This is a genomic window from Mycobacterium sp. 48b (assembly GCF_048282725.1).
GTDB lineage: Bacteria > Actinomycetota > Actinomycetes > Mycobacteriales > Mycobacteriaceae > Mycobacterium.
In genome coordinates this window covers 2,216,958-2,239,476 of sequence record NZ_JBLVUL010000001.1, presented here as the reverse complement: position 1 = coordinate 2,239,476, position 22,519 = coordinate 2,216,958, and the positions used below count along the sequence as shown (strand labels likewise).

25 protein-coding genes and 1 pseudogene are annotated in these 22,519 nt (G+C 65.6%); 14 read left to right on the top strand and 12 right to left on the bottom strand.

Features of this window, described 5'->3' with window-relative positions; translation table 11 throughout:
• Positions 1 to 3: 3 nt before the first annotated feature.
• Positions 4 to 1,668 (bottom strand): CotH kinase family protein, encoded by a 1,665-nt coding sequence (locus tag ACNQR1_RS10915; RefSeq protein ID WP_418045983.1) that lies wholly within the window; start codon positions 1,666 to 1,668, stop codon positions 4 to 6.
• Between the two features lie 344 nt (positions 1,669 to 2,012).
• Here ACNQR1_RS10915 and ACNQR1_RS10910 point away from each other — a divergent pair, with 344 nt between their 5' ends.
• On the top strand, positions 2,013 to 2,306 hold the full coding sequence (locus ACNQR1_RS10910; RefSeq protein ID WP_418045981.1) for a hypothetical protein: 294 nt from the start codon (positions 2,013 to 2,015) through the stop codon (positions 2,304 to 2,306).
• 14 nt (positions 2,307 to 2,320) lie between these two features.
• On the opposite strand, the gene ACNQR1_RS10905 is transcribed toward ACNQR1_RS10910, so the two are convergent.
• Both ACNQR1_RS10905 and ACNQR1_RS10900 read right to left on the bottom strand, forming a co-directional pair.
• Positions 2,321 to 3,241, bottom strand: coding sequence for a TauD/TfdA dioxygenase family protein (locus ACNQR1_RS10905; protein WP_418045979.1), 921 nt, complete (start codon positions 3,239 to 3,241; stop codon positions 2,321 to 2,323).
• Between the two features lie 72 nt (positions 3,242 to 3,313).
• Positions 3,314 to 3,628 (bottom strand): hypothetical protein, encoded by a 315-nt coding sequence (locus ACNQR1_RS10900; protein WP_418045978.1) that lies wholly within the window; start codon positions 3,626 to 3,628, stop codon positions 3,314 to 3,316.
• 158 nt (positions 3,629 to 3,786) lie between these two features.
• Between ACNQR1_RS10900 and ACNQR1_RS10895 the strand changes: the two genes are divergently transcribed.
• Positions 3,787 to 4,080 carry a DUF4193 domain-containing protein gene (locus ACNQR1_RS10895; RefSeq protein ID WP_135457682.1) on the top strand — a complete coding sequence of 98 codons (294 nt, stop codon included), beginning with the start codon at positions 3,787 to 3,789 and terminating at the stop codon, positions 4,078 to 4,080.
• A gap of 30 nt (positions 4,081 to 4,110) precedes the next feature.
• Here ACNQR1_RS10895 and ACNQR1_RS10890 read toward each other — a convergent pair whose 3' ends face one another.
• Complete coding sequence (locus ACNQR1_RS10890) at positions 4,111 to 4,470, bottom strand: Rv2640c family ArsR-like transcriptional regulator (protein ID WP_418045975.1); 360 nt, start codon at positions 4,468 to 4,470, stop codon at positions 4,111 to 4,113.
• Between the two features lie 99 nt (positions 4,471 to 4,569).
• Here ACNQR1_RS10890 and ACNQR1_RS10885 point away from each other — a divergent pair, with 99 nt between their 5' ends.
• From ACNQR1_RS10885 to ACNQR1_RS10840, 10 genes and pseudogenes are all read left to right on the top strand, one after another.
• Positions 4,570 to 5,001 (top strand): ArsI/CadI family heavy metal resistance metalloenzyme, encoded by a 432-nt coding sequence (locus ACNQR1_RS10885; RefSeq protein WP_418045974.1) that lies wholly within the window; start codon positions 4,570 to 4,572, stop codon positions 4,999 to 5,001.
• Positions 4,986 to 6,490 (top strand): annotated as a pseudogene (gene arsB / locus ACNQR1_RS10880) (ACR3 family arsenite efflux transporter). The gene ACNQR1_RS10885 and the pseudogene arsB overlap by 16 nt, the downstream one beginning before the upstream one ends.
• Before the next feature lie 42 nt (positions 6,491 to 6,532).
• Positions 6,533 to 6,955 carry a YybH family protein gene (locus ACNQR1_RS10875; protein WP_418045972.1) on the top strand — a complete coding sequence of 141 codons (423 nt, stop codon included), beginning with the start codon at positions 6,533 to 6,535 and terminating at the stop codon, positions 6,953 to 6,955.
• 78 nt (positions 6,956 to 7,033) lie between these two features.
• Positions 7,034 to 8,395 (top strand): cytochrome P450, encoded by a 1,362-nt coding sequence (locus tag ACNQR1_RS10870; protein ID WP_418045970.1) that lies wholly within the window; start codon positions 7,034 to 7,036, stop codon positions 8,393 to 8,395.
• A gap of 11 nt (positions 8,396 to 8,406) precedes the next feature.
• Positions 8,407 to 8,730, top strand: a complete 324-nt coding sequence (locus tag ACNQR1_RS10865; protein WP_418045968.1) for a hypothetical protein — start codon at positions 8,407 to 8,409, stop codon at positions 8,728 to 8,730.
• Positions 8,731 to 8,743: 13 nt separating this feature from the next.
• Positions 8,744 to 9,034 carry a cupin domain-containing protein gene (locus tag ACNQR1_RS10860; RefSeq protein WP_418045966.1) on the top strand — a complete coding sequence of 97 codons (291 nt, stop codon included), beginning with the start codon at positions 8,744 to 8,746 and terminating at the stop codon, positions 9,032 to 9,034.
• 147 nt (positions 9,035 to 9,181) lie between these two features.
• Positions 9,182 to 9,745 carry a hypothetical protein gene (locus ACNQR1_RS10855; RefSeq protein WP_418045964.1) on the top strand — a complete coding sequence of 188 codons (564 nt, stop codon included), beginning with the start codon at positions 9,182 to 9,184 and terminating at the stop codon, positions 9,743 to 9,745.
• 11 nt (positions 9,746 to 9,756) lie between these two features.
• On the top strand, positions 9,757 to 11,094 hold the full coding sequence (locus ACNQR1_RS10850) for a Dyp-type peroxidase (protein ID WP_418045962.1): 1,338 nt from the start codon (positions 9,757 to 9,759) through the stop codon (positions 11,092 to 11,094).
• Positions 11,091 to 12,107, top strand: coding sequence for a hypothetical protein (locus ACNQR1_RS10845; protein ID WP_418045960.1), 1,017 nt, complete (start codon positions 11,091 to 11,093; stop codon positions 12,105 to 12,107). Before ACNQR1_RS10850 ends, ACNQR1_RS10845 begins: the two co-directional genes overlap by 4 nt.
• Before the next feature lie 11 nt (positions 12,108 to 12,118).
• The gene (locus ACNQR1_RS10840; RefSeq protein WP_418045958.1) at positions 12,119 to 12,949 is read left to right on the top strand and encodes a bile acid:sodium symporter family protein; all 831 of its coding nucleotides are present in this window, start codon (positions 12,119 to 12,121) and stop codon (positions 12,947 to 12,949) included.
• On the opposite strand, the gene ACNQR1_RS10835 is transcribed toward ACNQR1_RS10840, so the two are convergent.
• The 4 genes from ACNQR1_RS10835 to ACNQR1_RS10820 all read right to left on the bottom strand — a co-directional run bounded on the left by ACNQR1_RS10835 (position 12,879) and on the right by ACNQR1_RS10820 (position 16,850).
• Positions 12,879 to 15,143, bottom strand: a complete 2,265-nt coding sequence (locus ACNQR1_RS10835) for an AAA family ATPase (RefSeq protein ID WP_418045956.1) — start codon at positions 15,141 to 15,143, stop codon at positions 12,879 to 12,881. The genes ACNQR1_RS10840 and ACNQR1_RS10835 overlap by 71 nt on opposite strands.
• Positions 15,144 to 15,181: 38 nt before the next feature.
• Positions 15,182 to 15,859: a YczE/YyaS/YitT family protein gene (locus ACNQR1_RS10830; RefSeq protein WP_418045954.1), complete on the bottom strand. Its 678-nt coding sequence runs from the start codon at positions 15,857 to 15,859 to the stop codon at positions 15,182 to 15,184.
• A gap of 87 nt (positions 15,860 to 15,946) precedes the next feature.
• Positions 15,947 to 16,369, bottom strand: a complete 423-nt coding sequence (locus ACNQR1_RS10825; RefSeq protein ID WP_418045952.1) for a hypothetical protein — start codon at positions 16,367 to 16,369, stop codon at positions 15,947 to 15,949.
• A 190-nt stretch (positions 16,370 to 16,559) separates the two neighbouring features.
• Positions 16,560 to 16,850, bottom strand: coding sequence for a hypothetical protein (locus tag ACNQR1_RS10820; protein ID WP_418045950.1), 291 nt, complete (start codon positions 16,848 to 16,850; stop codon positions 16,560 to 16,562).
• Between the two features lie 131 nt (positions 16,851 to 16,981).
• On the opposite strand from ACNQR1_RS10820, the gene ACNQR1_RS10815 reads away from it, so the two are divergent.
• Entirely contained in the window at positions 16,982 to 17,821 is an 840-nt protein-coding gene (locus ACNQR1_RS10815) for a 1,3-beta-glucanase (RefSeq protein ID WP_418045948.1), read from the top strand.
• A gap of 21 nt (positions 17,822 to 17,842) precedes the next feature.
• On the opposite strand, the gene ACNQR1_RS10810 is transcribed toward ACNQR1_RS10815, so the two are convergent.
• Positions 17,843 to 18,457, bottom strand: coding sequence for an LGFP repeat-containing protein (locus ACNQR1_RS10810; protein WP_418045946.1), 615 nt, complete (start codon positions 18,455 to 18,457; stop codon positions 17,843 to 17,845).
• Positions 18,458 to 18,559: 102 nt separating this feature from the next.
• Here ACNQR1_RS10810 and ACNQR1_RS10805 point away from each other — a divergent pair, with 102 nt between their 5' ends.
• Positions 18,560 to 18,868 carry a GNAT family N-acetyltransferase gene (locus ACNQR1_RS10805; RefSeq protein ID WP_418045944.1) on the top strand — a complete coding sequence of 103 codons (309 nt, stop codon included), beginning with the start codon at positions 18,560 to 18,562 and terminating at the stop codon, positions 18,866 to 18,868.
• 13 nt (positions 18,869 to 18,881) lie between these two features.
• Here the strand turns inward: ACNQR1_RS10805 and ACNQR1_RS10800 are convergent, their stop codons facing one another.
• The 3 genes from ACNQR1_RS10800 to ACNQR1_RS10790 all read right to left on the bottom strand — a co-directional run bounded on the left by ACNQR1_RS10800 (position 18,882) and on the right by ACNQR1_RS10790 (position 22,492).
• Positions 18,882 to 20,024 carry a zinc-binding dehydrogenase gene (locus ACNQR1_RS10800; protein ID WP_418045942.1) on the bottom strand — a complete coding sequence of 381 codons (1,143 nt, stop codon included), beginning with the start codon at positions 20,022 to 20,024 and terminating at the stop codon, positions 18,882 to 18,884.
• A gap of 28 nt (positions 20,025 to 20,052) precedes the next feature.
• Complete coding sequence (locus tag ACNQR1_RS10795) at positions 20,053 to 21,954, bottom strand: hypothetical protein (RefSeq protein ID WP_418045940.1); 1,902 nt, start codon at positions 21,952 to 21,954, stop codon at positions 20,053 to 20,055.
• Positions 21,955 to 22,048: 94 nt separating this feature from the next.
• Entirely contained in the window at positions 22,049 to 22,492 is a 444-nt protein-coding gene (locus ACNQR1_RS10790; RefSeq protein ID WP_418045938.1) for a DUF6636 domain-containing protein, read from the bottom strand.
• Positions 22,493 to 22,519: the final 27 nt, after the last annotated feature.

Here is a 22,519-nt window from a genome sequence, read left to right as displayed (position 1 = left end):
CGGTCAGTAGAAGCAGATCCGCGAGCCGAGTGGCTCCTGATGGACCCGGGCCCGGCCCCCGGGGGTGAGGTCCATGCCGTAGGTGGCCTGCAGGTTGGTCCGCGCGCTCACCAGCCGGAAATAGCCGCTGTAGGCGAAGTCGGCCGGTACCGACGCCGAGGGCACGATCGTGAACTCTTCGGCGTGGTCGGTGTTGGCCGGCGCGCAGGTGTAGAGGTACTTGTGCCCCTGGCCCGTGGTCAGGCTGTCGCTGGCGTGCAGCACGCGGCCGGAGCCCTGATTGGTCAGCGATTTCCGTCCGCCGGCGGTGTCGTTGATCCGCCAGAGGTCAGCCGGATCGTCGTCGTCCTTCAGCGGCCAGTGGTACACCTCGAAGTTCTGCGGTGGCGCCGCCCCGGGCGGGATGGTCTCGCTGTTGCTGGCGTGCAGTGCGGCCCCGGCCTCCTCGTTGAGCAGGTACACGGTGGCGTTGTCGGGGAATCCGGTCAAGGCGAAGGCGGCCGACTCGGCCAGCCGCAACTGCTGACGCACCGTGGCGACCTGACCGACAGCATCGGGAACACCGAGGTCGGCGGCCAGGCCCTCAAGCTGGTCCAACAGCGGCTTGAGCACCGTCTGCTGTGACTTCCGGCTGAAGATCGTCTCGCGATACATGCGGATCTGGTCGAACAGCTGATCACGGCGAGCCGGATCGTCTCGTACCAGCCGCGCGAGCACCGCGGTGCCGCCCAGCTTGAACCGGTGGTCGGTACGCAGGGTCTGGTCGATCCCCCAGGGGATCAGCTTGAACTTGACGTTGCCGACGCCGGGCCGCTCGACGGCGGTGACGTCGTTGTAGACGTAGGTGTTGTTGGTGTTGTTGGAGTAGCCGTCCCAATGTTTGAGGAAGAACTCCATGGCGTAGAGCCGGATGAACTGCTCGAGGTCGAACACCTCTGCGGCTCCGGTGATCCCGTGGCCGGCGATGTGGCCGATGGCGAACTTCAGATCCGCTTTGTCCTCGAACGCCGACAGCTCCTCGGTGGCGATGAAGTGCACGCGGGCGGCGACGAAATCGTCCCGGTGCTCGATTTCGTACAGGTTCCCTTTCATGTTGCCGAAGTTGCGCTCGATGTAGCGCTTCATGATCGGTTCGGCGTTGACGTACACGCCCGGTGCGTTGACCCCGGCAAGGCCCTGCCCGATCGGCGTGCCGTTGACGAAGACGCGGGCAAGGTTGCACCGCGAGTGCGGCAGCCCCGCCATCCCGAGCAGGCGATAGCCGAGCGGTTGCCGGACGAAGGACGGGTCCTGGATGGAGTTGTTCAGGGTCAGGTATCGCGATCCGAGAAGATCCTCGGCCCGCTCCTCGGTTGCGTCGCTGAACTTGCCGAAATCCAGTTGAATACACGGCTTTTCACTGTTGATCGAACCGCAGAAGGACTTCTTCTTCACGCCGACATCGCTGAATTCCGTCCGCGGGGGGAACGTGGTTCCCGAGATCTCGACCGAGGCCGCCTTGCGCCAGCTGTAGCGCGATCCGCCGTCCCAGTCGAAATTACATATCCCGCCGGCCGGCTGTTGGGTGCGGACCGCATCCCAGTCCGCTTGCGCCATAGTGATTCTGATGGTCAAGACGTTGTCGAGCGCGTAGAGCGCATCGAGCTTCTGTTGTTGCTGCGCACTCATCGGATCTCCCCCACGTCAGCACTTCTCGCCGAATCCCTGATGACAAGTGTGCGCGCCGGCAACGCGAGGGGCCATCCAATCACGCTGCGCGGGAACAAGATAGTTGCACAGGAAAGGTCCCGCCCGGCCCGCCATCGGCCAGTGGCAAACTGCGTGGTGGCCTTTACAAATCGCTTAGCCTGTCCATTTAGCAGCCTCGGGGGGCCTTGCTGTAAAAGGACGTTCGGTCCGAAACGTCGCATATAGAGGTAGTGCACTACGCGTGAGGATTAACCACCGGCGGCCGTACGTTTTCTTCATGAAAGCGCTGGAAAGTACGGCGCTTGGTTCAGAGGAAGTTCGAAATGAGCATTTTCCATCCGGTTTCCGTCGACAAGCGCGAAGCCCCACAACAGACCGCATCGGGTCGACATTCACGCGAACCGGTGCTCATCACCGAGCAGCAGGTGCTGTTCAGTACCGCCGCGGCAGCGGGTTCCCGCAGGGACCACACCGTCGTCGCGATGGTGTCGCATGCGATGTCATCGGTGGCAGAACTCTGGCACGCCAGTACCGAGCGGCGGCATGCCCGTTACTACCCGTCGCGGTGCAGCTACCTGGAGAACAGCCTGATGGCTCGAGAGATGGACCGGCTCTGATCAGCCTGTCCGGCTCATCCCGCCAGCGCGACCGGCGTGACCACCTCGGAGTATCGCGATGCGTCACCGGCGATCGCCCGGCTGCGCTGCCCGCGGACGTCGACCGGGATGTCGCCGGCCAGCGTGATCCGGCTGAGCCGGCGGAACTGGTCGTCGTAGTCGGCCACCGCGTAGTGCTGGGTGGCCCGGTTGTCCCAGATCGCCAGGTCGCCGGGTTCCCAGCTCCACCGAATCGTGTTCTCCAGCTTGATGACCCGATTCTGGAGGAGCTGGAACAGCGTGGCCGATTCAGCGGCACCGAGGCCGACGAACTGCTTGATGAAGTGTCCCAGCAGCAGTACTCGCCTACCCGTCTCGGGATGGACCCGCACCACAGGGTGCTCGGTCTCGTAGTACTCGGACTCGAACTCTTCGCGGTACTGACGGTGGCCGTCGGCAAGATCCTCGTGGCGTCCGTCGTAGTCGGCCGCGTAGTCGTACTGGTTGGTGTGTACGGCCCACAGGTTCTCGACCAGCGCACGCAGCGACCCGGGCAGCAGGTCGTACGCCGCCTCGGTCGACGCCCACGTCGTGGTGCCGCCGTAGTTCGGCAGGGTGATCGCCCGCAGCAGCGACGCCTTGGGGATGCGGTCGACGAACGTCACATCGGTGTGCCAGCTGTTGGCCTTGTCATACCGCGAGTCGATCGGCAGGATCCGGTCGCCCCGCGAGGTGACGGTGGGATGTGCTCCGGTTGGCGTACCGAGCAACCGGGCGAACGCCAGCTGTCCGGCGTCGTCGAGGTGGTGTTGGCCGCGGAAGAAGATGACCTTGTGCTCGAGGAGAGCGTCGTTGATCGCCGACACCGTGGCGGTGTCGAGGTTGCCGTTGACGTCGATTCCGTCGATGCGGGCCCCGATGTGGGCACCGAGCTTCACTACACGCAGAGAGGACACCCCGTCACCATCGGTGATGGGGTGTGGCAGCACCACGGTTACGCTCACTACGAGCGCAAAGACCTCCGAAGGTCAGTCGATCCGGATGACGTAGGTGCCGTCGTCATCGCGCTCGATCTGGCCGTCGAGGGCGTTGATCCACACCGGGGTGTCGCGTCGCGAACCAAGGAACGCGCTCTGCACGGAGCCCCCGGGCTGCAGGTCGACATTCCACTCGTCGTCCTGGGCCACGATGGTGAGGAGCTCCTCGCCATTGGCGCGGCGGATCGAGATCACCTGGCCGTTGGAGTCCAGGTCCTCCAGGTCCGCATCGTCGTCATCGAGGTACTCATCAAGCTCAGCGTCATCGAAGATCTCGGCGTCCGAACCTCTGACATCGTCATGCACGCCGACGACTGTACTCAGCATCACGTCTACCGATGAAGACCCCAGGCATTTGAACCGCTAACGTGCATCCGACGTTTACAGGCTGTTCGCCCGGGGAACAAGGAGTCCCGCTGTGGCGTTGGCGAGAAACATTGGTCTTGAACTTAGGAGGATCATTTATGGCTACCGACTACGACGCCCCGCGCGTCAAAGAGACCGACGAGCCTGCTGAGGAGTCGCTGGAACAGCTGGCCACGCGGCGCACCGCAGCCGACACGGCAGTCATCGACGAGGACGAGGTGGTCGATTCGTTCGACCTGCCCGACGCCGACATCTCGGGCGAGGAACTGAGTGTCCGGGTCATTCCCAAGCAGGCTGACGAGTTCACCTGTTCGAGCTGTTTCCTGGTGCAGCACCGCAACCGGATGGCCCTGCAGAAGGGCGATCAGCAGCTCTGCGTCGACTGCGTCTGACGCGGGCTCAGGCCCGGCAGCCGTTGTGTTCTAACGACAGCAGTTCGGGTCCAGCACCGTGCACAGAGCGATGAGTGAGTCCCGGCGCGGTCGGTGGTAGACGTTCATCCCGCGCCGTTCGGACTCGACCATTCCCGCTCGCCGCAGCTGCGACAGATGGTGGCTGACCGTTGATTCGGCCAGTCCAACCGCAGCCGCCAGATCGCACCCGCAAATTTCTCCAGCCTCGGCACTGAACAACAGCGACACCAGCTTGACCCGCACCGGGTCGGCCAGCGCTTTCAGCCGTAAGGCGATCTCCAGCGCTCCATCGTCATCGATCGGTCCCGCCGCCACTGGTGAGCAGCAGACCGGTTCGGTGGTGTCGACCACGGGTAACGCCTTGGGCATGAAACTATTGTGCCAGAGAATGTTGACTTATATCGAAGAGGTGGCATCATCGATGCTGTCCGATAGTTCGACATAAGTCGCAGAGGTTGGGAGCCCGTCATGTCCCGCGCACAACTTGCCCTGAACGTCGATGATCTCGACGAATCCATCGCGTTCTACTCGAAGCTCTTCAATACGGCCCCGGCCAAGATCAAGCCCGGATACGCCAACTTCGCCATCGCCGCTCCCCCGCTGAAGTTGGTGCTCATCGAAAATCCCGGACACGGCGGGACACTCAACCATCTCGGTATCGAGGTCGAGTCGAGTGAGCAGGTGCACGCCGAGATCGCCCGCCTCACGGGCGAAGGCATGTTCACCGAGGAGGAGATCGGCACCACCTGTTGCTTCGCGACGCAGGACAAGGTGTGGGTGACCGGGCCCGCGGGCGAGAAGTGGGAGGTCTACACCGTTCTCGCCGACTCGGAATCCTTCGGCACCAACTCATCCGCGCTCGATGGCACCGAAGCCGGCGGCGCCTGCTGCACATCGTGAACCAGGTTGTCCCTGCACGGCTTTCCACGCTGGACCGGCTGCTACCGGTGTGGATCGCGGTGGCGATGGCCGCGGGCCTGCTGCTCGGAAAGCTCGTTCCCGGAGTCAACACCGCACTGAATCACGTTCAGATCGACGGCATCTCACTGCCCATCGCACTGGGCCTGCTGGTCATGATCTACCCGGTCCTGGCGAAAGTTCGCTACGACCGACTCGACCGCGTGACCGGTGATCGCACGCTGTTGATCAGCTCGCTGATCCTCAACTGGGTGCTCGGTCCCGCCCTGATGTTCGCGCTGGCCTGGCTCTTTCTGCCCGACCTGCCCGAGTACCGGACGGGTCTCATCATCGTGGGGCTGGCCCGTTGCATCGCGATGGTCATCATCTGGAACGACCTGGCCTGCGGCGACCGCGAAGCTGCCGCGGTGCTGGTTGCCCTCAATTCGATCTTTCAAGTGCTCATGTTCGCGGTACTCGGCTGGTTCTACCTGTCGGTCCTGCCCGGCTGGCTCGGCCTGGAGCAGACCAGCATCGACACATCACCATGGCAGATCGCGAAGTCGGTGATCATCTTCCTGGGCATCCCGCTGCTGGCCGGCTACCTGTCGCGCCGTATCGGTGAATCCACGAAGGGCCGCGACTGGTACGAATCGACGTTCCTGCCCCTTATCGGCCCGTGGGCGCTGTACGGACTGCTGTTCACCATCGTGGTGCTGTTCGCCCTCCAGGGCGACCAGATCGCCGACCGCCCTTGGGACGTCGCGCGCATCGCGCTGCCGCTGCTGGCGTACTTCGCGATCATGTGGGGCGGCGGATACGCACTGGGAGCGGTCCTGGGGCTGGCCTACGAGCGCACCACCACCCTTGCATTCACGGCCGCCGGCAACAATTTCGAACTGGCCATCGCGGTGGCGATCTCGACGTATGGCGCCTCCTCCGGTCAGGCCCTGGCCGGTGTGGTCGGGCCGCTGATCGAAGTGCCGGTGTTGGTGGCCCTGGTCTACGTGTCACTGGCCCTGCGAAAGCGTTTCAGCCCCGTGAGCGATGACCAACCTGCGAGGAGCACCTGATGACCGAGCGCGACCGCCCCAGTGTGCTGTTCCTGTGTACGCACAACGCCGGCCGCTCGCAGATGGCGATGGGCTTCTTCGCGCACCTCGCCGGAGACCGGGCATCGGTGTTCTCCGGAGGTTCGGAACCGGCGGCCACGGTGAATCCCGCCGCGATCGCCGCCATGGCCGAGGTCGGGATCGACATCGCACACGAACAACCCCGGCGATGGACCGACGCCATCGTCGAGGCCGCCGACGTCGTCGTCACCATGGGATGCGGGGACACCTGCCCGTACTTCCCCGGCAAGCGCTACGAGAACTGGGAGTTGGCCGATCCAGCGGGTCTCGGGGTCGAAGCGGTCCGCCCGATTCGCGACGACATCGAAGGGCGGGTTCGCGTCTTGCTGGCCGAACTCGGACTCGGCCCCACCGGCTGATTTGCCGGTGCCCGGTGGCGGTGGTGGCCTACCGTGACATTCGTGACTGAAGCCGCCATCCGACAGCGCATCGCCGACGGTGTGGATGCGATCCGCGCGCGCGACCTCGACGCCCTCACCGCCCTCTACGCGCCCGACGTCGTGTCCTTCGACCTCGGGGCACCGCTGCGGTACGCAGGAGACGACAACAAGCGGCGGGCCTGGCAGGAAGTCTTCGCCGCCTACACCGGCCCTATCGGCTACGACGTGCACGAATTGACCATCACCACCGAAGGTGACATCGCGTTCGTGCACAGCCTCAACCACGTCCGTGGCACTCTCGCCAGTGGCCGCGACATCGACATGTGGCTGCGTTGGACGGCGTGCCTGCGCCGCGTCGACGGCGTCTGGATGGTCACCCACGACCACGTCTCGGTGCCCGCGGACCTTGAGTACGGCAAAGCAATCGTGAATCTCACGCCGTGATCCACCAGAACCGCCCACACCACGGCGCATAGTTCCTATCCTCAGACCTGCAGACCCACAACGGCGTTGGGAGCGCAGATGACCGAGGGTGCGACGGCAGAGGCTCGACATATCGAGCACAGCTACCACTTCGACCGGCACACCCCGCAGTATCGCGACCAGTTCGAGCCGATCACCTCGGAGATGCTGGGCACCTGCCCGCTGGCCTGGACCGACACCTACGGCGGGCACTGGGTGGCCGCTGGCAGCAGCGAGGTCTTCGAGCTCGCCCGCTGCCCACACATCTCGAATGACAACGACATCGTCGGGGAACGAAAAGGCTATCGGGGCATCAACATTCCGCGCGGCGAGGTGAGCACGCAGTTCCGCGGCGGCATGTTGGAGATGGATGACCCCGAGCACCGCGCCTACCGGACACCGCTCAACGGCTACCTCTCACCGGCCGCTGTCGCACGGTGGAAGCCGGTGGTCGACGAGCTCGTCAGGGCGTGCCTGGACGAGAAGATCGAAGACGGCAGTATCGATTTCGTCGACGATCTGGCGAACATCGTCCCGGCGGTGCTGACCCTGGGACTGCTGGGTGTCCCACTCGCCGAATGGGAGATCTACTGCGAACCCGCGCACGCATCGGTATACACACGGGCCGACTCCCCCGACGCCAAACGCGTCTTCGACCTGTCGGTGGCCTCAGCGGTCCACATGATGGGCCACGTTGCGGTGATCCGCGACGATCCGCGTCCGGGATTGATCGACGCCATGGTCCGGATGCGCGTCGACGGCGAGCCGGCACCCGATTCCGAGATCCTGGGCATGCTCATGCTCCTGATCGGCGGCGGCTTCGACACCACCACGGCACTCACCGCGCACTCGCTCGAGTGGCTCTCCCTGCACCCCGATCAGCGTCAGCGATTGAGCCGGGACCGTGCTTCCCTCCTCGACTCGGCGACCGAGGAGTTCCTGCGCTTCTTCACCCCGGCCCCCGGGGACGGCCGCACGATCTCCGAGGACATCGAGGTCGATGGCGTGCCGCTCAAAGAGGGTGAGCGGCTGTGGTTGTCCTGGGCGATGGCCAACCGCGACCCACGTGTCTTCGAGAACCCGAACGAGCTCATGATGGATCGAACGGGTAACCGCCACTTCAGTTTCGGCCTGGGCGTGCATCGGTGTATCGGTTCGAATGTGGCGCGCACGGTGTTCAAGTCGATGCTCACCGGGGTGCTCGACCGGATGCCGGACTACCGGTGCGACGCCGGCGGCACCGTGCACTACGAGACCATCGGAGTCATCCAGGGCATGCAGCACCTGCCCGCGACCTTCACGCCGGGCCGCCGCACCGGTCCGGGTCTGGCCGAGACACTGGAGAAACTGCAACGGATCTGCGACGAGCAGCAGCTGGCCGCGCCGATCACCGTGCACAAGGCAACCGCGGTCATCGACTGAAAGTGAATGACATGAAAGCCCTGATCACCACCCGAACCCTGATCGTCACCGCCTGCTCCGCGGTCGCGTTGGTGACAGCGACAACTGCCGTCGCCGCCCTACCCGCCCCGTCCACGGCGCTGGCGGCCTGCCCGAACGGCGAGGACAACGACACCTACACCCAGAATTGTGTCCCCTACCTGGTGCCGAACTCACCGAGCGGCAACAGCCTGTGCCCGCCCGGCGTGAGCGGTACGGAATGCGGTTCGGCCGAAATCCAGACGACTCCCACTGCTCCGGTCGCGCCAACCGGACCCGAGCAGGAACTCGAAGACGTCAGCACGCCCGACTTCTGATGGCCGAGCGAACATGACGACCGGATCCCACGGCGAGATCCAGATCGAAAATGACTGGTTCCGGGTGACTCAGTGGACGATCAACCCCGGTGGTGCGATACCGATGCACCGGCACGATCACGAGTACGTGGTGGTCCCGCTGGTCACCGGCACCATGCATGTCGTCACTGCCGACGGTATCGAGATCGTCGCGGAACTCGTCGCCGGCCAGAGCTATTCGCGCCCGGCGGGTTCCGAGCACACCGTCGAGAATCGCGGCGACCTCGACCCGATCGTCTTCGTCGAAGTGGAGCGACTCTCCTAGCCGGAACCCCGACACATCATCGGGCACAATCCGGCCTCCGGTGTGACGCGCATATCACCGACCGGCGTGCGTTTCAGGGCGCTGACAAGCGGTTTTCCCCCGAATTGGGGGACGACGGGAGGCGGCGGCGTCCATAATCTCGTTGCCATGGCGCACAACGGAAACAACGATTGGACTCAGCCCGCAGCCCTAGCCATCCCCAAGGAGGGCTATTTCGAACTGACCCGGGGGCGGTACGGCCCGGTCTTTCCCCGCACCCCCGCCTGCTACGGCTTCAACATCATCGCCAAGGTGCTCGACGGCCACGAGCAGGCGATCCGCGACTATGGCAAGCAGCTTGAAGCGGCCGTCGCCGCGCAGCCCGACGTGCTCGCCCCGTTGAAGTTGCATTACCTGCGCTGGCAGTTGTTCGACGTCGGCTCCGGTCTGCATTTCCAGTACCAGGGCATCTTCGACACCGACTTCGACAAGTACACCGAGGATGCCGTCAAACTGTTCAGCTCGACCGGCATCACCACGGCCTTCACCCACCTGGAGGGCTTCCCAGAGGATTGGAAGACCAACCCGGAAGCCTTCATCATGTTCGTCCGCGACCACCAGGTACCCAGCTTCCTGGAGTACGGCGAGTACCCGTACGTGACGTCCGAGGAGGTCAAAAAGGCGCTGCGGCTCAAGGCCGCGTTCGCGTACATGTTGGACGAGATGCAGTGACCGTGGATGCAATGACGGACCTCGAATTCGGCGATATCCAGCACATCATGCTGACCGGGACGCCCCACCTGACCGGCCGGTACGAGTTCCTGTCTTTCGACACCCCCGAGGCCGGGCAAGCGTGGCTCGCCGAGATGGTGCCGCTCGTGCAGTCGGCCACCGACGTCCGCGAGACGGTCAACGTCTTCAAGCGTTGGGTCAACCTGGCCTTCACCTGGAATGGGTTGCGCGCATTGGGAGTTGACGAGGAGACATTGGCGTCGTTCCCAGACGAGTTCCGGGAGGGCATGGCGTCGCGCGCCGACATCCTCGGGGACACCGGCGCGGCCGCACCCGAGCACTGGGTGGGCGGGCTCGCGGGCGACGACCTGCACGCGATCGTCATCCTGTTCGCCCGGGACGAGGAGGAGCGCGTCCGGTGCGTCGGCGAGCACGACGCGCTACTTGCCCGCTGCCCAGGCGTGCGGTCGCTGTCGCATCTGGATCTGGCCGCGACCGCGCCGTTCGAGTACGACCACGATCACTTCGGGTACCGCGATCCGGTGTCGCAGCCGCAGATGAAGGGTTCGGGAGAGACGTTGATCCCCGGCTCGGGCGGGGCACTGGCACCGGGCGAGTTCCTCCTCGGCTATCCGGACGAGGAGGGCTTGGTGTCACATCAGCCCACACCCGAGGCGCTTTCGCGCAACGGCAGTTACATGGCCTACCGCAGACTGGAGGAGCATGTCGGGACCTTCCGCGACTACCTGAAGCAGAATGCCGAGGGCGCCGAGGGCGAGGAGCTACTCGCCGCCAAGTTCATGGGCCGCTGGCGCAGCGGTGCACCGCTGGTGCTGGCACCCGAGCACGACGATCCAGAGCTGGGTGCGGATCCGATGCGTAACAACGATTTCGACTACGGTCAGATGGATCCGCACGGCTATGCCTGCCCGGTCGGCTCCCATGCCCGCAGGCTGAACCCGCGCGATACGGAACCGAACCCGAACCGGCGCAGGATGATCCGGCGCAGCGGCACCTACGGGCCTGCGTTGCCCGAAGGCGTCGCCGACGACGGGATCGAACGCGGTGTCGGGATGTTCCTGATCTGCTCAAGCCTGGTCCGTCAGTTCGAGTTCGCCCAGAACGTCTGGATAAACGACAAGGCTTTCAAGGACCTCGGTAATGACCACGACCCGATCTGCGGCACCCAGGATGGCACGCTGGACTTCAAGATTCCGAAACGGCCGATCCGCAAGGTGTACAAGGGATTGCCCGCGTTCACCACCCTGCGCGGCGGCGCGTACTTCTTCCTGCCCGGCATGAACGCGCTGCGTTACCTCACAGACCTCGAGAACCAGGAGACATCATGACCGCATCCCTTCCCTACGCCCGCACCTACAACCAGGCGCACATCTCCCGGCCGCGCAACGGCAAACGACGCGTGAGCATCTACTGGTCCTGGAGCTACCCGTGGGAGGTCCAGCGCGACCCCGCCGAGCTGTACAACCGGTTCTCCACGATCACCGAGGTACGCCTGGCCACCTGGCCGGCATACGAAACACCCGAGTACACCGCCAAGGAGTTCCTGCAGGGCATCGACGGAACGCTGGAACTGTTCCACCGCTCGTCCTTGAATTTCCAGGACGTGGCCGGCGAAGCGACCGGCCATCCGGTGGCGGTGTTCCAGCGGGTCGATCAGGCCGGGTACCGGCTGCCGATCGATGAACGCATCCTGAACGACACCGACACCCTGATGATCTTCGGCCTGGATCATCTGCTCGGTGACGAGGCCGCGACCGAAGACGAGATCGCCGCGATCAAGCAGTGGTTGAAGCGTGAGGGCACCTGTCTGATGCTGGCGCCGCACCACGACGTCGGGTTCACCGACGACAAGGAGCAGCAGCAGATGGAGTACCTGCACCACGGTGATCCGCTGACGCCGCGAATCCAGCGGTTCAGCGGCTACGCCCGGTCGCTGCTGACCGGCCTGGACATCCCGGTCCACAACACCTGGGGCCTGCGGCCCGCCACGGTCGAGGGCACCAGACAGATTGTGCCGCTTACCACTTTCCGCGATCTGGATTCCGCGGGTCTGCTACGCGACGTCAGCACGCTGGCCTTGCATCCGCACCTGCCGCACTACGAGCTGACCGCGCCCGAGGGACCAGACCTGCGGGTGTTGGGGCGGCAACCGATCGACATGACCCGGCCGCATCCGTTCACCCTCGCGGGCAACACCGAGTTCAACGCGCTGATCCACATGCCGCCATCGGGCGACCGCGCCGGCGACATCGTCCTGGTCGACTCAACCCACTTCACCACCCTCTTCGGCGCCAGTGACAGCCTGAAGTCCTTCTGGCGCAACCTGGTCACGATGGCCTGATGGGGACCGGTATGAACGATCTCCTCTTGCAGGGGTCGAATATCGCCGTCGTCTTCTTCGTCGTCTCCAGCACTCTGGCCGTCGGTCTCGGCCTCACGGTTGGCCAGATCCTGGCCCCACTCAAGAACATTCGTGTCGTTGCACTCGCTCTCGCGGCCAACTTCGTGCTGGCGCCGCTGGCCGCGTTCGGGCTGTGGCAGGCGTTCGATCTGGATGATCCGCTAGGGATCGGGCTGCTGTTGTGCGGACTCGCGGCCGGCGCACCGTTCCTGATCAAGCTCGCCGAGTTCGCGAAGGCCGACATGGCCTTCGCGGTGGGCCTGATGGTGCTCCTGATGGTCGTCACCGTGGGATATGTGCCGCTTATCCTGCCGATATTTGTCTCGGGCACCGCGGTCAATCCTGCGCAGATCGCGATGTCCCTCGTCGTACTGATGCTCATCCCGCTGGCTGCGGGCCTGCTGCTGCGGGCCCGCGGTCCCAGCATGGCCGCCCGCCTCCAGCCCGTGATCGCGAAGATCTCCACGATCAGCATGATTCTGGTGATCGTGTTCACGATCGCTGCTCATTTCAACAGTGTGCTGTCGGTTTTCGGCACCTTCGGGATATTGGCGGCTGTCGTGTACACGGTGATCTGCGCCGGGATCGGTTGGCTGATGGGCGGTCCCGGAACACGGGAGGTCCTGGCATTGGGGACCGCTCAGCGCAACGCTGCCGCGGCGTTCGTGGTGGCCGGGCAGAACTTCGACGACCCGAAGGTGGTCGTGATGATCACCGTGGTGTTGATCGTGGAGTTCCTGATGCTGTTGCCGTTCTCGCGGCGGCTCGCGCGGTCTCGCTGAGCAGCCCGAGCCGGTCCGCCTCGGTCACCGCGGCGGCCCGCGACGAGACGCCCAGCTTGCGGTAAATCGACTTGGCCTGGCTTTTCACGGTTTCCCGGCCGATGACGAGCTCATCGGCTATGCGTTGCAGGGACAGATGCGTGGCCAGGTGAGGCAGCAGCCTGAGCTCGGCCGTCGTCAGCGATGGCCGAGCGCCACGGGCCGCCCGGGCCGTCGACAAGGCCCGGATACGGTCCAGCCATTGCCCGATGCCGACCGCATCGGGTTCCCGCCGATGGGTGCGTTGCGCCTCGGCCAGGTGCCGGTCGCACAGTTCGGTGTCGTCGATCTCCACAGCTGCGCCGGCGACCAGCACGTGGGCCATCAGGGCAGTACGGGCAGATAGATCGCCGAGCCGGTCGACGAGCCGCTCGGTCGCGTGCACGGCCGAGCGCGCTCCGGCCACATCACCGCGCCGGGCCCGGACCAACGCATCGACCGCATAGACAACCACCATCGGGACCATGTCGGACAGGTCCCGCGAGTCGACGATCGAGCGAGCGGCGTTGGTGTGTGCGACGGCGGCCGACAGGTCACCGTCGAGTAGGTCCAGTGCGGCGAGATGTGCCAGTGCGGCGGCCTGGAATCCGGGCAGGTCTTCGATCACCGGCAGCGCCGATTCCAGGGTGGCCCGCGCCTGCGCGGCTTTACCGAGCATGGACAGCGCGGTGCCCTTCATGGTGGTGGCCGCGCCCCACCACGGATTCACCAGGTGATCGCCTGCGCTACAAACTGTTTCGGCATGACGAATAACCTCCCCCACGCCCCCGACACCGATCAGTGAACCGATCAGCGCCGCAGCCACCTCAACCGAGGGCGTGCCGTCGGAAAGTGGTTCACCAGAGTCCGCCGCGCTCGCGGTCAGCACCGACCGCTGGATCAATTCGGCGTCACCGGTCATCACTCCCAGCCAGGCCCGTGCGATCGCCGCATCGGGGTAGTCGGCGAAGGTCTGTTCGTCGATCAGGCTGAGCCGCCGGGCCAGCACGCCGGCACGCCCGTCGAAACCCAGCCGGACGGCGTCGATTCCCACCAGCGCAGCGGCCTGCGCACGGTCGTCGGCGGCCAACGCCTGGGCCAACGCCCCGTCGATGTCGCCGGCTCGGGCTAGCCGATCTGCCGCCCGCGCGGCCAATTCCCGGAACCGGTCCGGATTCCGCTCGCGCAGCCGGGCACGCAAGAGGTCTCCGAACAGCTGGTGATAGCGGTACCAGACACCTTGGGTATCAAGGGAAACCAGAAACATGTTGCCCGAGTGGGTGATCGCGTCGAGCATCGCAGCCGAATCGGCACCCCCCAGCAGCGCATCGAGTTCGTCGGCGCAAAAGCGTTCCAGGACTGCTGATTCCGTCAGAAACGTCACGGTGTCGGGTTCGAGCTGACTGAGCACCTCTTCGACCAGATAGTCGGCCACCAGCCGGTGCCGCCCGGTCACCGCTTCAGCGGGCGCGCCATCACGCAATGCCAATGCCGCCATGACCACCCCGGCAGCCCAGCCCTCACATTTATCGAGGACGCGCGCGATCGTGGCCTTGTCCATACCGGCACCGAGCGCCGCGAATGCGGCCGTGCCTTCGGATCCGGACAGCTTCAGCTCCGGAATTCCGATCTCGAAGACATAGCCCTGCAGTCGGCGTCGCGCCAGATCGAGCGCGGGCATCTGCCGGCCGAGCAGCGCCACCGTCGTCGAATTCGGGGCCAGGTCCACAACTGCACGCAGGGCGTCCACGGCTGCGCGCGCCGACAACTCGTGGACGTCGTCGAGCACCAGGACCACGGGCCCGCAGCTCTCGAGCGCCTGGACAAATGCGGACACCAGCTGGGTTTCGGCGCGGCCCGCGCCCTGCAGGTAGTGCAGCACCGCCGGGTCGATGGGCTTGATCTGGTTGAGCGCCGTGGCGAGGTGCAGCAGCAGATGCGCGGGGTCGTTGTCGAGGTTGTCGAGCCGCGCCCACGCGAACGGGCGGTCGTCGGCGTCGTCCCACTGCGCCACCACGGTGGTCTTCCCGTATCCCGCGGGCGCCGCGACGACCACCAGACCGGTGCGATCCCTCAGCAGGCGGGTGATTCCAGGGCGGGGAATGCCGGCCGGTGTCAAGGCCGGCCGTCCGACGGTGGCCACCGGTATGTGTGCCGGCCAGGGTCCTCCTCCCACCTGCGCATTCTAAGTCAGCGCAGCGATGCGCTGTTCGATCAGAAGTGCCAGCGGGTTGTCTTCACGCGCTCCTGAAACGCCTCGAGTGCCGCCAGATCCTTCTTCATCAGCGGCTTGTTGACCTTCTCGGTGAAGAAGTCGATCAGCGGACCGGCGAAGAACGCCGTCATCACGGTGCCGATGCCGACCTGTCCGTGGAACGCCAGCGCCAACGCGACGAACGCGAGGTCCTGGGCCACCCGCACCACCCGGTACGGCAGGCGGGTGTGATCGACGATGATCGGGGCGATCGCGTCGTACGGCGCATTGCCCAGCGCGGCTGTCATGTACATCGACGCGCCGGCGGCGAACAACGTGATCCCGACGAGGAACATCACGGTCTGCACCAACCGGGTTGGCTCGCTGGGGACCAATGGGGTCAGCAGCGCCGAGAACCACTGGACGAAGTACCCGGTCATGACCATGTTGATGATCGAGCCGATCCCGATGTACATACGGCCGAAGAAGAAGACCGGGATCAGCAGCACGGCGTTGCTGATGAGTTGGTAGGTACCGAGGTCCAGCCCGATCGTGTTGCTGATGCCGATGTTGGCCGCGGTGTAGGGATCCACGCCCACCTGCGCCACGCGCAGCACGGCCGCTCCGAAACCGAGAATGGCCACGCCCACCAGTGCCCAGAACGACCGCCGCCAGTAGTGCTTGTCTCGACTACCCACAATCCCCTCCGATGCGGTACCGGGCCTGATGGTGACTATCGCATGAGGAGGGCGTGGGTCATCGAGATTGCGGTCAGGCCAAGGCCACTAGGACAGCTTCGTCAGCGTGAACGAGAACCGGTCACTGCGCTCGGCCGGGCCGCAGTCGCTGGCTTCCCAGGTGGCGAACCCGGAGCCCACGAGTGTCGCGTCGTCCCAGGCGAGCGTGCGCGAGGCGGTCAGCGGGGTGCCCTCACAGGTCCCCGCGTCGGGCCACGGGCTCACCATCGTCCAACGCCCGGCCTCCAGGTGGGCCTGACCGCCATAGGGTGCCCACGTCGCGCCACCGGTGGCCGACACGTCGGCGCATCCCTGGCCACATGACGTCACCGTCCACGTGCTCCAGGTCGACGGACCGTCGTGGTCATACCGGTAGGTGCCGTTGAGCTCCTCGGCGGCGGCCGGGCCCGCAAAACCGACAGCCGTTCCGGCAAGAACCATCGCCGGAATAATGCCCATGACAAGTCTCACGATCGCACTCCCTGAATTCGCCCCGACCCGGTGCCCACAAATTGACGCGCAGAGCATCTCACACGAACACGCCTCGGACACAGCAGGATTGACCGTGCGGCGATGTGACGCGACACCTCAGCCGGCACTCGACTTAGCTGGCACGCGAAGACCGCTCACCGGTACCCGCGGACTGACCTAAGGTCCACAGTTAGCGGGACTCGACCTCGAACTCGACCAACCCGGCACTCCGGGCGTTGACGACGAGGTGTTCCCAACTGGTCGCCACGGCGGCGATCACCGTGATGGCAGTCGCGAAGCCGGCCAGTGAGGCCAGCACGGTCGCCCACTGCCCGTCGGTCGCGACGCCGAGTAGCAGCGCGACGAACGCACCGGCGAGCACCAGTGCCGCGGCCGGCGCGCTTCGCCACCATGCCCGACGCCGGATAACGGGCGCGGAATGGGAGTTCGCCCGGCGCGATGATTCGATCGGCGTGGTCATATAACCCACTGTCCCGTCGCTAGCTGAGGAGAGATGAAGCGTTCGTTATGGGAACGCTCTGAACTGTGCGCACCGCTGGCAAAACCGCTCAATCGCTACTCCCGCACGCCGCGCGGCTATCGTGGTCCAACATGGCCAACTTGGATCGTCGAAAAATGATGATGTTGTCAGGTCTGGGCGTGATGGCGGCGGCACTGCCCGCCCCGCAAGCCCAGGCGCTCCCGACCAAGCCCCAGACACCGCCCGTCCCGGCACCGTCAGCACCGCAAGCCGCGGCAAGCTACGTGTTCGCGGACGAATTCGACGGGCCCGCGGGCTCGTCGCCGAACACCGCGAAGTGGACCATCGCCAAGGCTCGCGAGACCTTCAAGGAACCCACCTACTGGGAGCAGCCCGGCCGCATCGGGCAGTACCGCGATGACCGCAAGAACGCGTTCCTCGACGGCAAGGGCAATCTCGTCATCCGGGCCACCAAGGAAGGCGACGCGTATTACGGCGCCAAGCTGGCCAGCGTGTGGGAGGGCGGCGCCGGCCATACCTGGGAGGCGCGGATCAAGTTCAACTGCCTGACCCCGGGCGCCTGGCCGGCCTTCTGGCTGGGCACCCTCGGCGAGGGCGAACTCGACATCGTCGAGTGGTACGGCAACGGCAAATGGCCGTCGGCCACCACCGTGCACGCCAAGTCCAACGGCGGCGAATGGGAGACCCACAACATCGCCGTCGACACCGGCTGGCACACCTGGCGTACCCAGTGGGACGCCAACGGCGCCCGGTTCTGGCAGGACTACACCGAAGGCGCCAAGCCCTACTTCGAGGTCTCGGCGAGCCAGCTGCCTGACTGGCCCTTCAATCAGCCCGGCTACACGATGTTCGTGGTGTTGAACCTCGCGGTCGCGGGATCGGGCGGCGAAGACCCCAGCGGGGGCACCTACCCGGCCGACATGCTCGTGGACTACGTGCGCGTCTGGTAGGCCCGGTAGAGCGGGCAGCCGCTACTTCGTGGTGACGGTCTCTGCGAAGACGCCGTTGCCCTTGTTCAACCAGCTGATGGTGCCGTGCTGGAATTCGCTGATCCAACCACCGTTGGCGGCATCGGGACCACCGGCCGTTTGTTCCTCGTCTTCGGTGGGGAAGCCCAACTTGCCCGCCGCGCCGCCGTTCGCGGTGTACACCCGCAGGATCTCGCCCTGCACCACGTGGGTGCCGGCCGATGGCGACGAGAAGATGGTGCCGTTGGCGAATGCCTGCACGGTGCCGTCGCCGACCTTCTCCGGTTGTGCCGTCGGTGGACCGAGTTTGGCTTCACCGCCGGCGTCGGAGTACTCGTCGGCGATGGGGGCATCGAGTACCACTTCGCCGACGCCTGGAGCGTTCACCGTGCTGGGTGCGCCTTCCATGGCCGACGAGACCGCACTCGAGGCGGAGCTGGCCCCCTCCTTGGCCTTGCTCGTGCCCGCGTCATAGGCCGACGACGCGGCACTAGTGGCACTGGACAAGGCGTCCCTGGTGTTGTCTTTCGATTCCTCTGAGCATGCAATGGCCGCCGCCCCCGTGATGGCGAAAGCTGCGGCCAGCGCACCTGCGCGTTTCATCAGCTTTTGATCCATTTTTCGAACGTAACACCGGTGTCCAAGCCTCATCAGCAAATGCCGGGATCGCCGGGGCGACGCCCGCCGCGGCTATCGTAGGGAAACCGCGGAGGAGGACATGTGAGTTCCGGGACCCATCTCGACCGCACCGGTGCTGCGACCAGCGTGACGGAACACCCTGACCGCTTCACCATCGATGTCGAGGGCAAGACGGTGGGGCTCGCCGATTACCACGATCGTGACGGCCGCCGGATCTTTCCGCACACCGAGGTTCAGCCGCAGTACCGCGGCCGTGGACTGGCGACGATCCTCATCGCCGAGGCGTTGCGATCCACCCGCGCCGCGGGGCTGCGCATCGTGCCGACCTGCTGGATGGTCGCCGAGTACATCGATAAACATCCGGAGTACGCCGACATCACCGACCGGTGAGAGTGGACGGCCCTCAGGCCTGAGGCGTCACCAGGTATTTCTCGCCGGTGGCCTTCTGCAGGTAGCTGTTGAACGCGTCGGGCTGGAGCAGGCCGGCCAATGAGACCTCTTGGGTGTAGGCGCTCGCGAACGTCGTGGTGAGCTCCGCGGCGACGCGGGCGCGCAACCTCGCGATGGTCTCCGGCCCGGCGCCGGCGAGGAACGGGGTGAGCAGCCAACCGCCCACGCCCCAGGCCATCCCGAAGTTTCTGGTGAGGACGGTGGGGCCGGTATCGAGGCTGCCGTAGATGTACACCTGCTTGTGTACGGCCGACCCGTACCGGGAGTACTGCGCCGCGGTCGCATTGGCCGCCTGCTCCATGCCGTTGAGGATCTGGCTCGCCAACGTGCCACCACCGGTGGCGTCGAACGCCAGTGTCGCCGACGTCGCCTTGAGTGCCTCGACGAGATCGGCCTCGAACGACGGGGACGACGAGTTGCAGACGTGTACAGCGCCCAGACCGCGCAGGATCTCTTCCTGCTCGGTCTTGCGGACGACGTTGACCAATGGGACGCCATCGGCGAGACACGCCTTGACGAGCATCTGACCCAGATTCGACGCCGCGGCCGTGTGCACCAGAGCCGAATGTCCTTCGCGGCGCATGGTTTCCAGCATCCCCAGCGCCGTGAGTGGGTTGACGAACGACGATGCCCCGTCCTTCGCCGTCGCCCCGTCGGGCAGTACCAGACATGCCGCGGCATTGACCACGCGGTACTGCGCATACATCCCGCCGCCGGCGATGCCGACAGTCTTGCCGAGCAGGGCTTGCGCCGGTGCCGACTCCCCCGCCGCCACCACAGTGCCCGCGCCTTCGTTGCCGACCGGCAGCGAGGCACCGATGCGGGCCGACAGACCGGACAGTGCCCCCTCCCGCAGTGGTGCGGTGACGACGGGACGTTCCGGCGTGCCCGCGACCGTCGCGGCCGACATGTCGGCGGAGCTGGGAATCAGCAGGCCCAGATCAGACGGGTTGACCGGCGACGCTTCGACCCGGACCACGACGTCGTCCGGGCCCGGGGTCGGCACCTCGACCTCGTGCAGCGACAACTCGAGCGTGCCGTCCGGTGTCACCAGCGACCGGAGTTCCAGAGCAGACTTGGGCAGGGCTTCGGTCATGCTTGAACACTACGTCGATCGCGCTGAGCTACACCGAGCATTTGCCCCCGGTGAACAGATCACAGGTGGTCACGACTCCGTTGAGCACCCCGGCCGGGATCGCGGAGACGAAGTCGGTCAGGCTGATGGCTCGCAATGACGTGAGATCGGTGGCCTTCTGCGTTCCGATCAGCACCGCTACGGCGTCTCCCCGTGCCGTGGTGATCGTGAACGAGTCGTCGCCGTCGCCGTACTGCCCGGCACAGTCGGTCTGGCAGGTCCCGGTCGTGGGATCGATCTTCTCGTCGAACATGTCGTTGATCCACCCGGCGGACAGCTCTCGGACGGCCAGCGGGTTCTGCGGCTGCGGGAATCCGGCAATGAGGTACGCGGTGGCCTGGATCAGCGGGTTGCCGCCCTGCATCGGGTCCATGTGCACGCCGCCTTCGAGGACGACGCCGGTGAACTGTCCCGGCCTCGCCTCGGTGAGCTGGTCGTTGACATCGCTGAACACGTTGAGGAAGTTCAGCGGGGCACCGATCTCATAGATCGGGATGTAGTCGTTGGGATCGTCGTCGCTGGGGTCAGCCGTCCCGTTCGTCTCCAGCGCATCGAGCCGGTCCATCGCATCGGGGATGATCGAGCCCATCGGCACCGCATCGTAAATCACCACGCCGGCAAACTCGTTGGGTGCGTCCAGCCCCTGCTCGCGCCGGCGGCTCAACCCCTCGGCGTAGTACCCGGCCACCCCGGGCGCGAACCCGCCGCCCAGCGAGTGACCGACCAGGACGAACTGCGTCGGCACGTCGAGATTCTCGGTGTGGCCGGCCTTCAGCTCGGCGGTGTCCATGCTGGCGTTCAGCGCCGTGCGGTCGGGATCGAGGAACAATTGCGCGACCGCCTCGTGCAGGTTGTCGCCGCCGAGCCACATGCCGTCTTCCTCGAACGGGTTCGAGGTGAACGTGGTGGTGACCACGATGCTGTTGGTCGTGTGGGCAAGATACGACGCGGTGTAGCTGTAGAGCGGTCCGTTCGCCAGGAAGCCGTGCTGCAGATAGATCATCCGGGTTGGCGGGTCACCGTTCTCGGATGTGGGGAAATACCAGTTGGATTCGACTTCGTGACCTTCGGAGATGACCAGGGTGGAGGTGCTGACCTCGACGGAGTCACGCAGTTCCGGTGGGACCACCGGGTCGCCGCCCACGGCGCGCTCAAAAGCGGCGACGGTGTCGAAAACGACACCGGTGATCACCGACAACGGCTTGGGATAGTTCTGCGGCTCGGGATTGAGCGCCAGTGCGCCGAGGCTGCGGATCACGTCGTGGATCGCCTCGACCGGGTCGTTCTGCTGAGCCGCGGTTGCCGAGGCGAGGCCTTCGGGGCGCGCGTCGGCGTGGCCCGGGTCGGCAGGCTCCGCAGCGTCGCGCAATGTCCCGATCAAGCTGTCGCGCAGCTCGGTTGCCGACTTCGGTCGCAATGCCGGGGCGCGAACACCCTCGCCTGGCTCCGCGAGCGCCGACCGGATGCTGAGCGGTGGCCGGACCCGGACCTCAGCCGCACGTACCGTCTTCTCCGTGACGGTGCGGGTCGCGTCGTCTACGACGTCGCGGGTGGCATCGCCGGCGTCGCGCACGGCTTTCCGTACATCACTGACCGAATCCCGGATCGCGGCACGAGCCTTGGTCGACACGGACTCGCCACGTTGTCTGGTCTTGGGCTTCGCATCGGTGGCCGTGGCGCCCGAGATCTCGGATTTCGGCTGTTGTTTCGCTGCACGCGTTTTCCGGTGCTGAGACCGCGGCGCGGAGTCGTTCTGCGTGGCGTTCGGCTTCGTGTCGGGCTTCGACGCGCCACCCTCCTCGGCATTGGCGGTTCCTGCCCCGGCCAGCACGGCCGCCGATAGTCCCGCCGTGAAAACCCCAGCACCAACCCATGCGGCTACACGCGTCATTATTCGCCCCCCGTTACATCGAATCCGACCTTTGTCACGCTAGCGGGGGTCGGCGCTCCGTCGGACGGAATTCGGTGAGATGGCCGCGGGAGCCCTAACCGAGTTCGAGGGATTCGCGCGACATCCGGAAAAAGTGTCCGGTGCTGGTGTCGGTGCACGTGACGCCCGCCGCTTGCGACTCGCACTTCATCGGTCCGGCCGAGCGCGTCCGACCGTACGCCAGCGTGGGCATTCCGTTGTCGAAGATGGTGTCGCCGTGGCAGTGCACCTCGGGTGCGCTGCCTGGTTTCAGGCTGACCCGGTCGCCCCAGTCCAGGTGGCAGTCCGCCGGCTTGGCCGGCGGGGTGTAGGTGTGGTCCCGGATCTCGCAGACGACGCCGTTGCGGCCGTCGAAGCCGTTCGGGACCAGACACCAGATGTTGCCCGACGGGGTGACGAACTTGGGTGGCGCCGGGCAGGCGTTCGCGGTTGCGGGGAGGGCGATGAGGGCGGCCGCCGCGGTGACGAACGGGATGAGGTGACGCGGTTGTGTGCTCATGGCATTGAGCATGCGGGGACCGTCTTG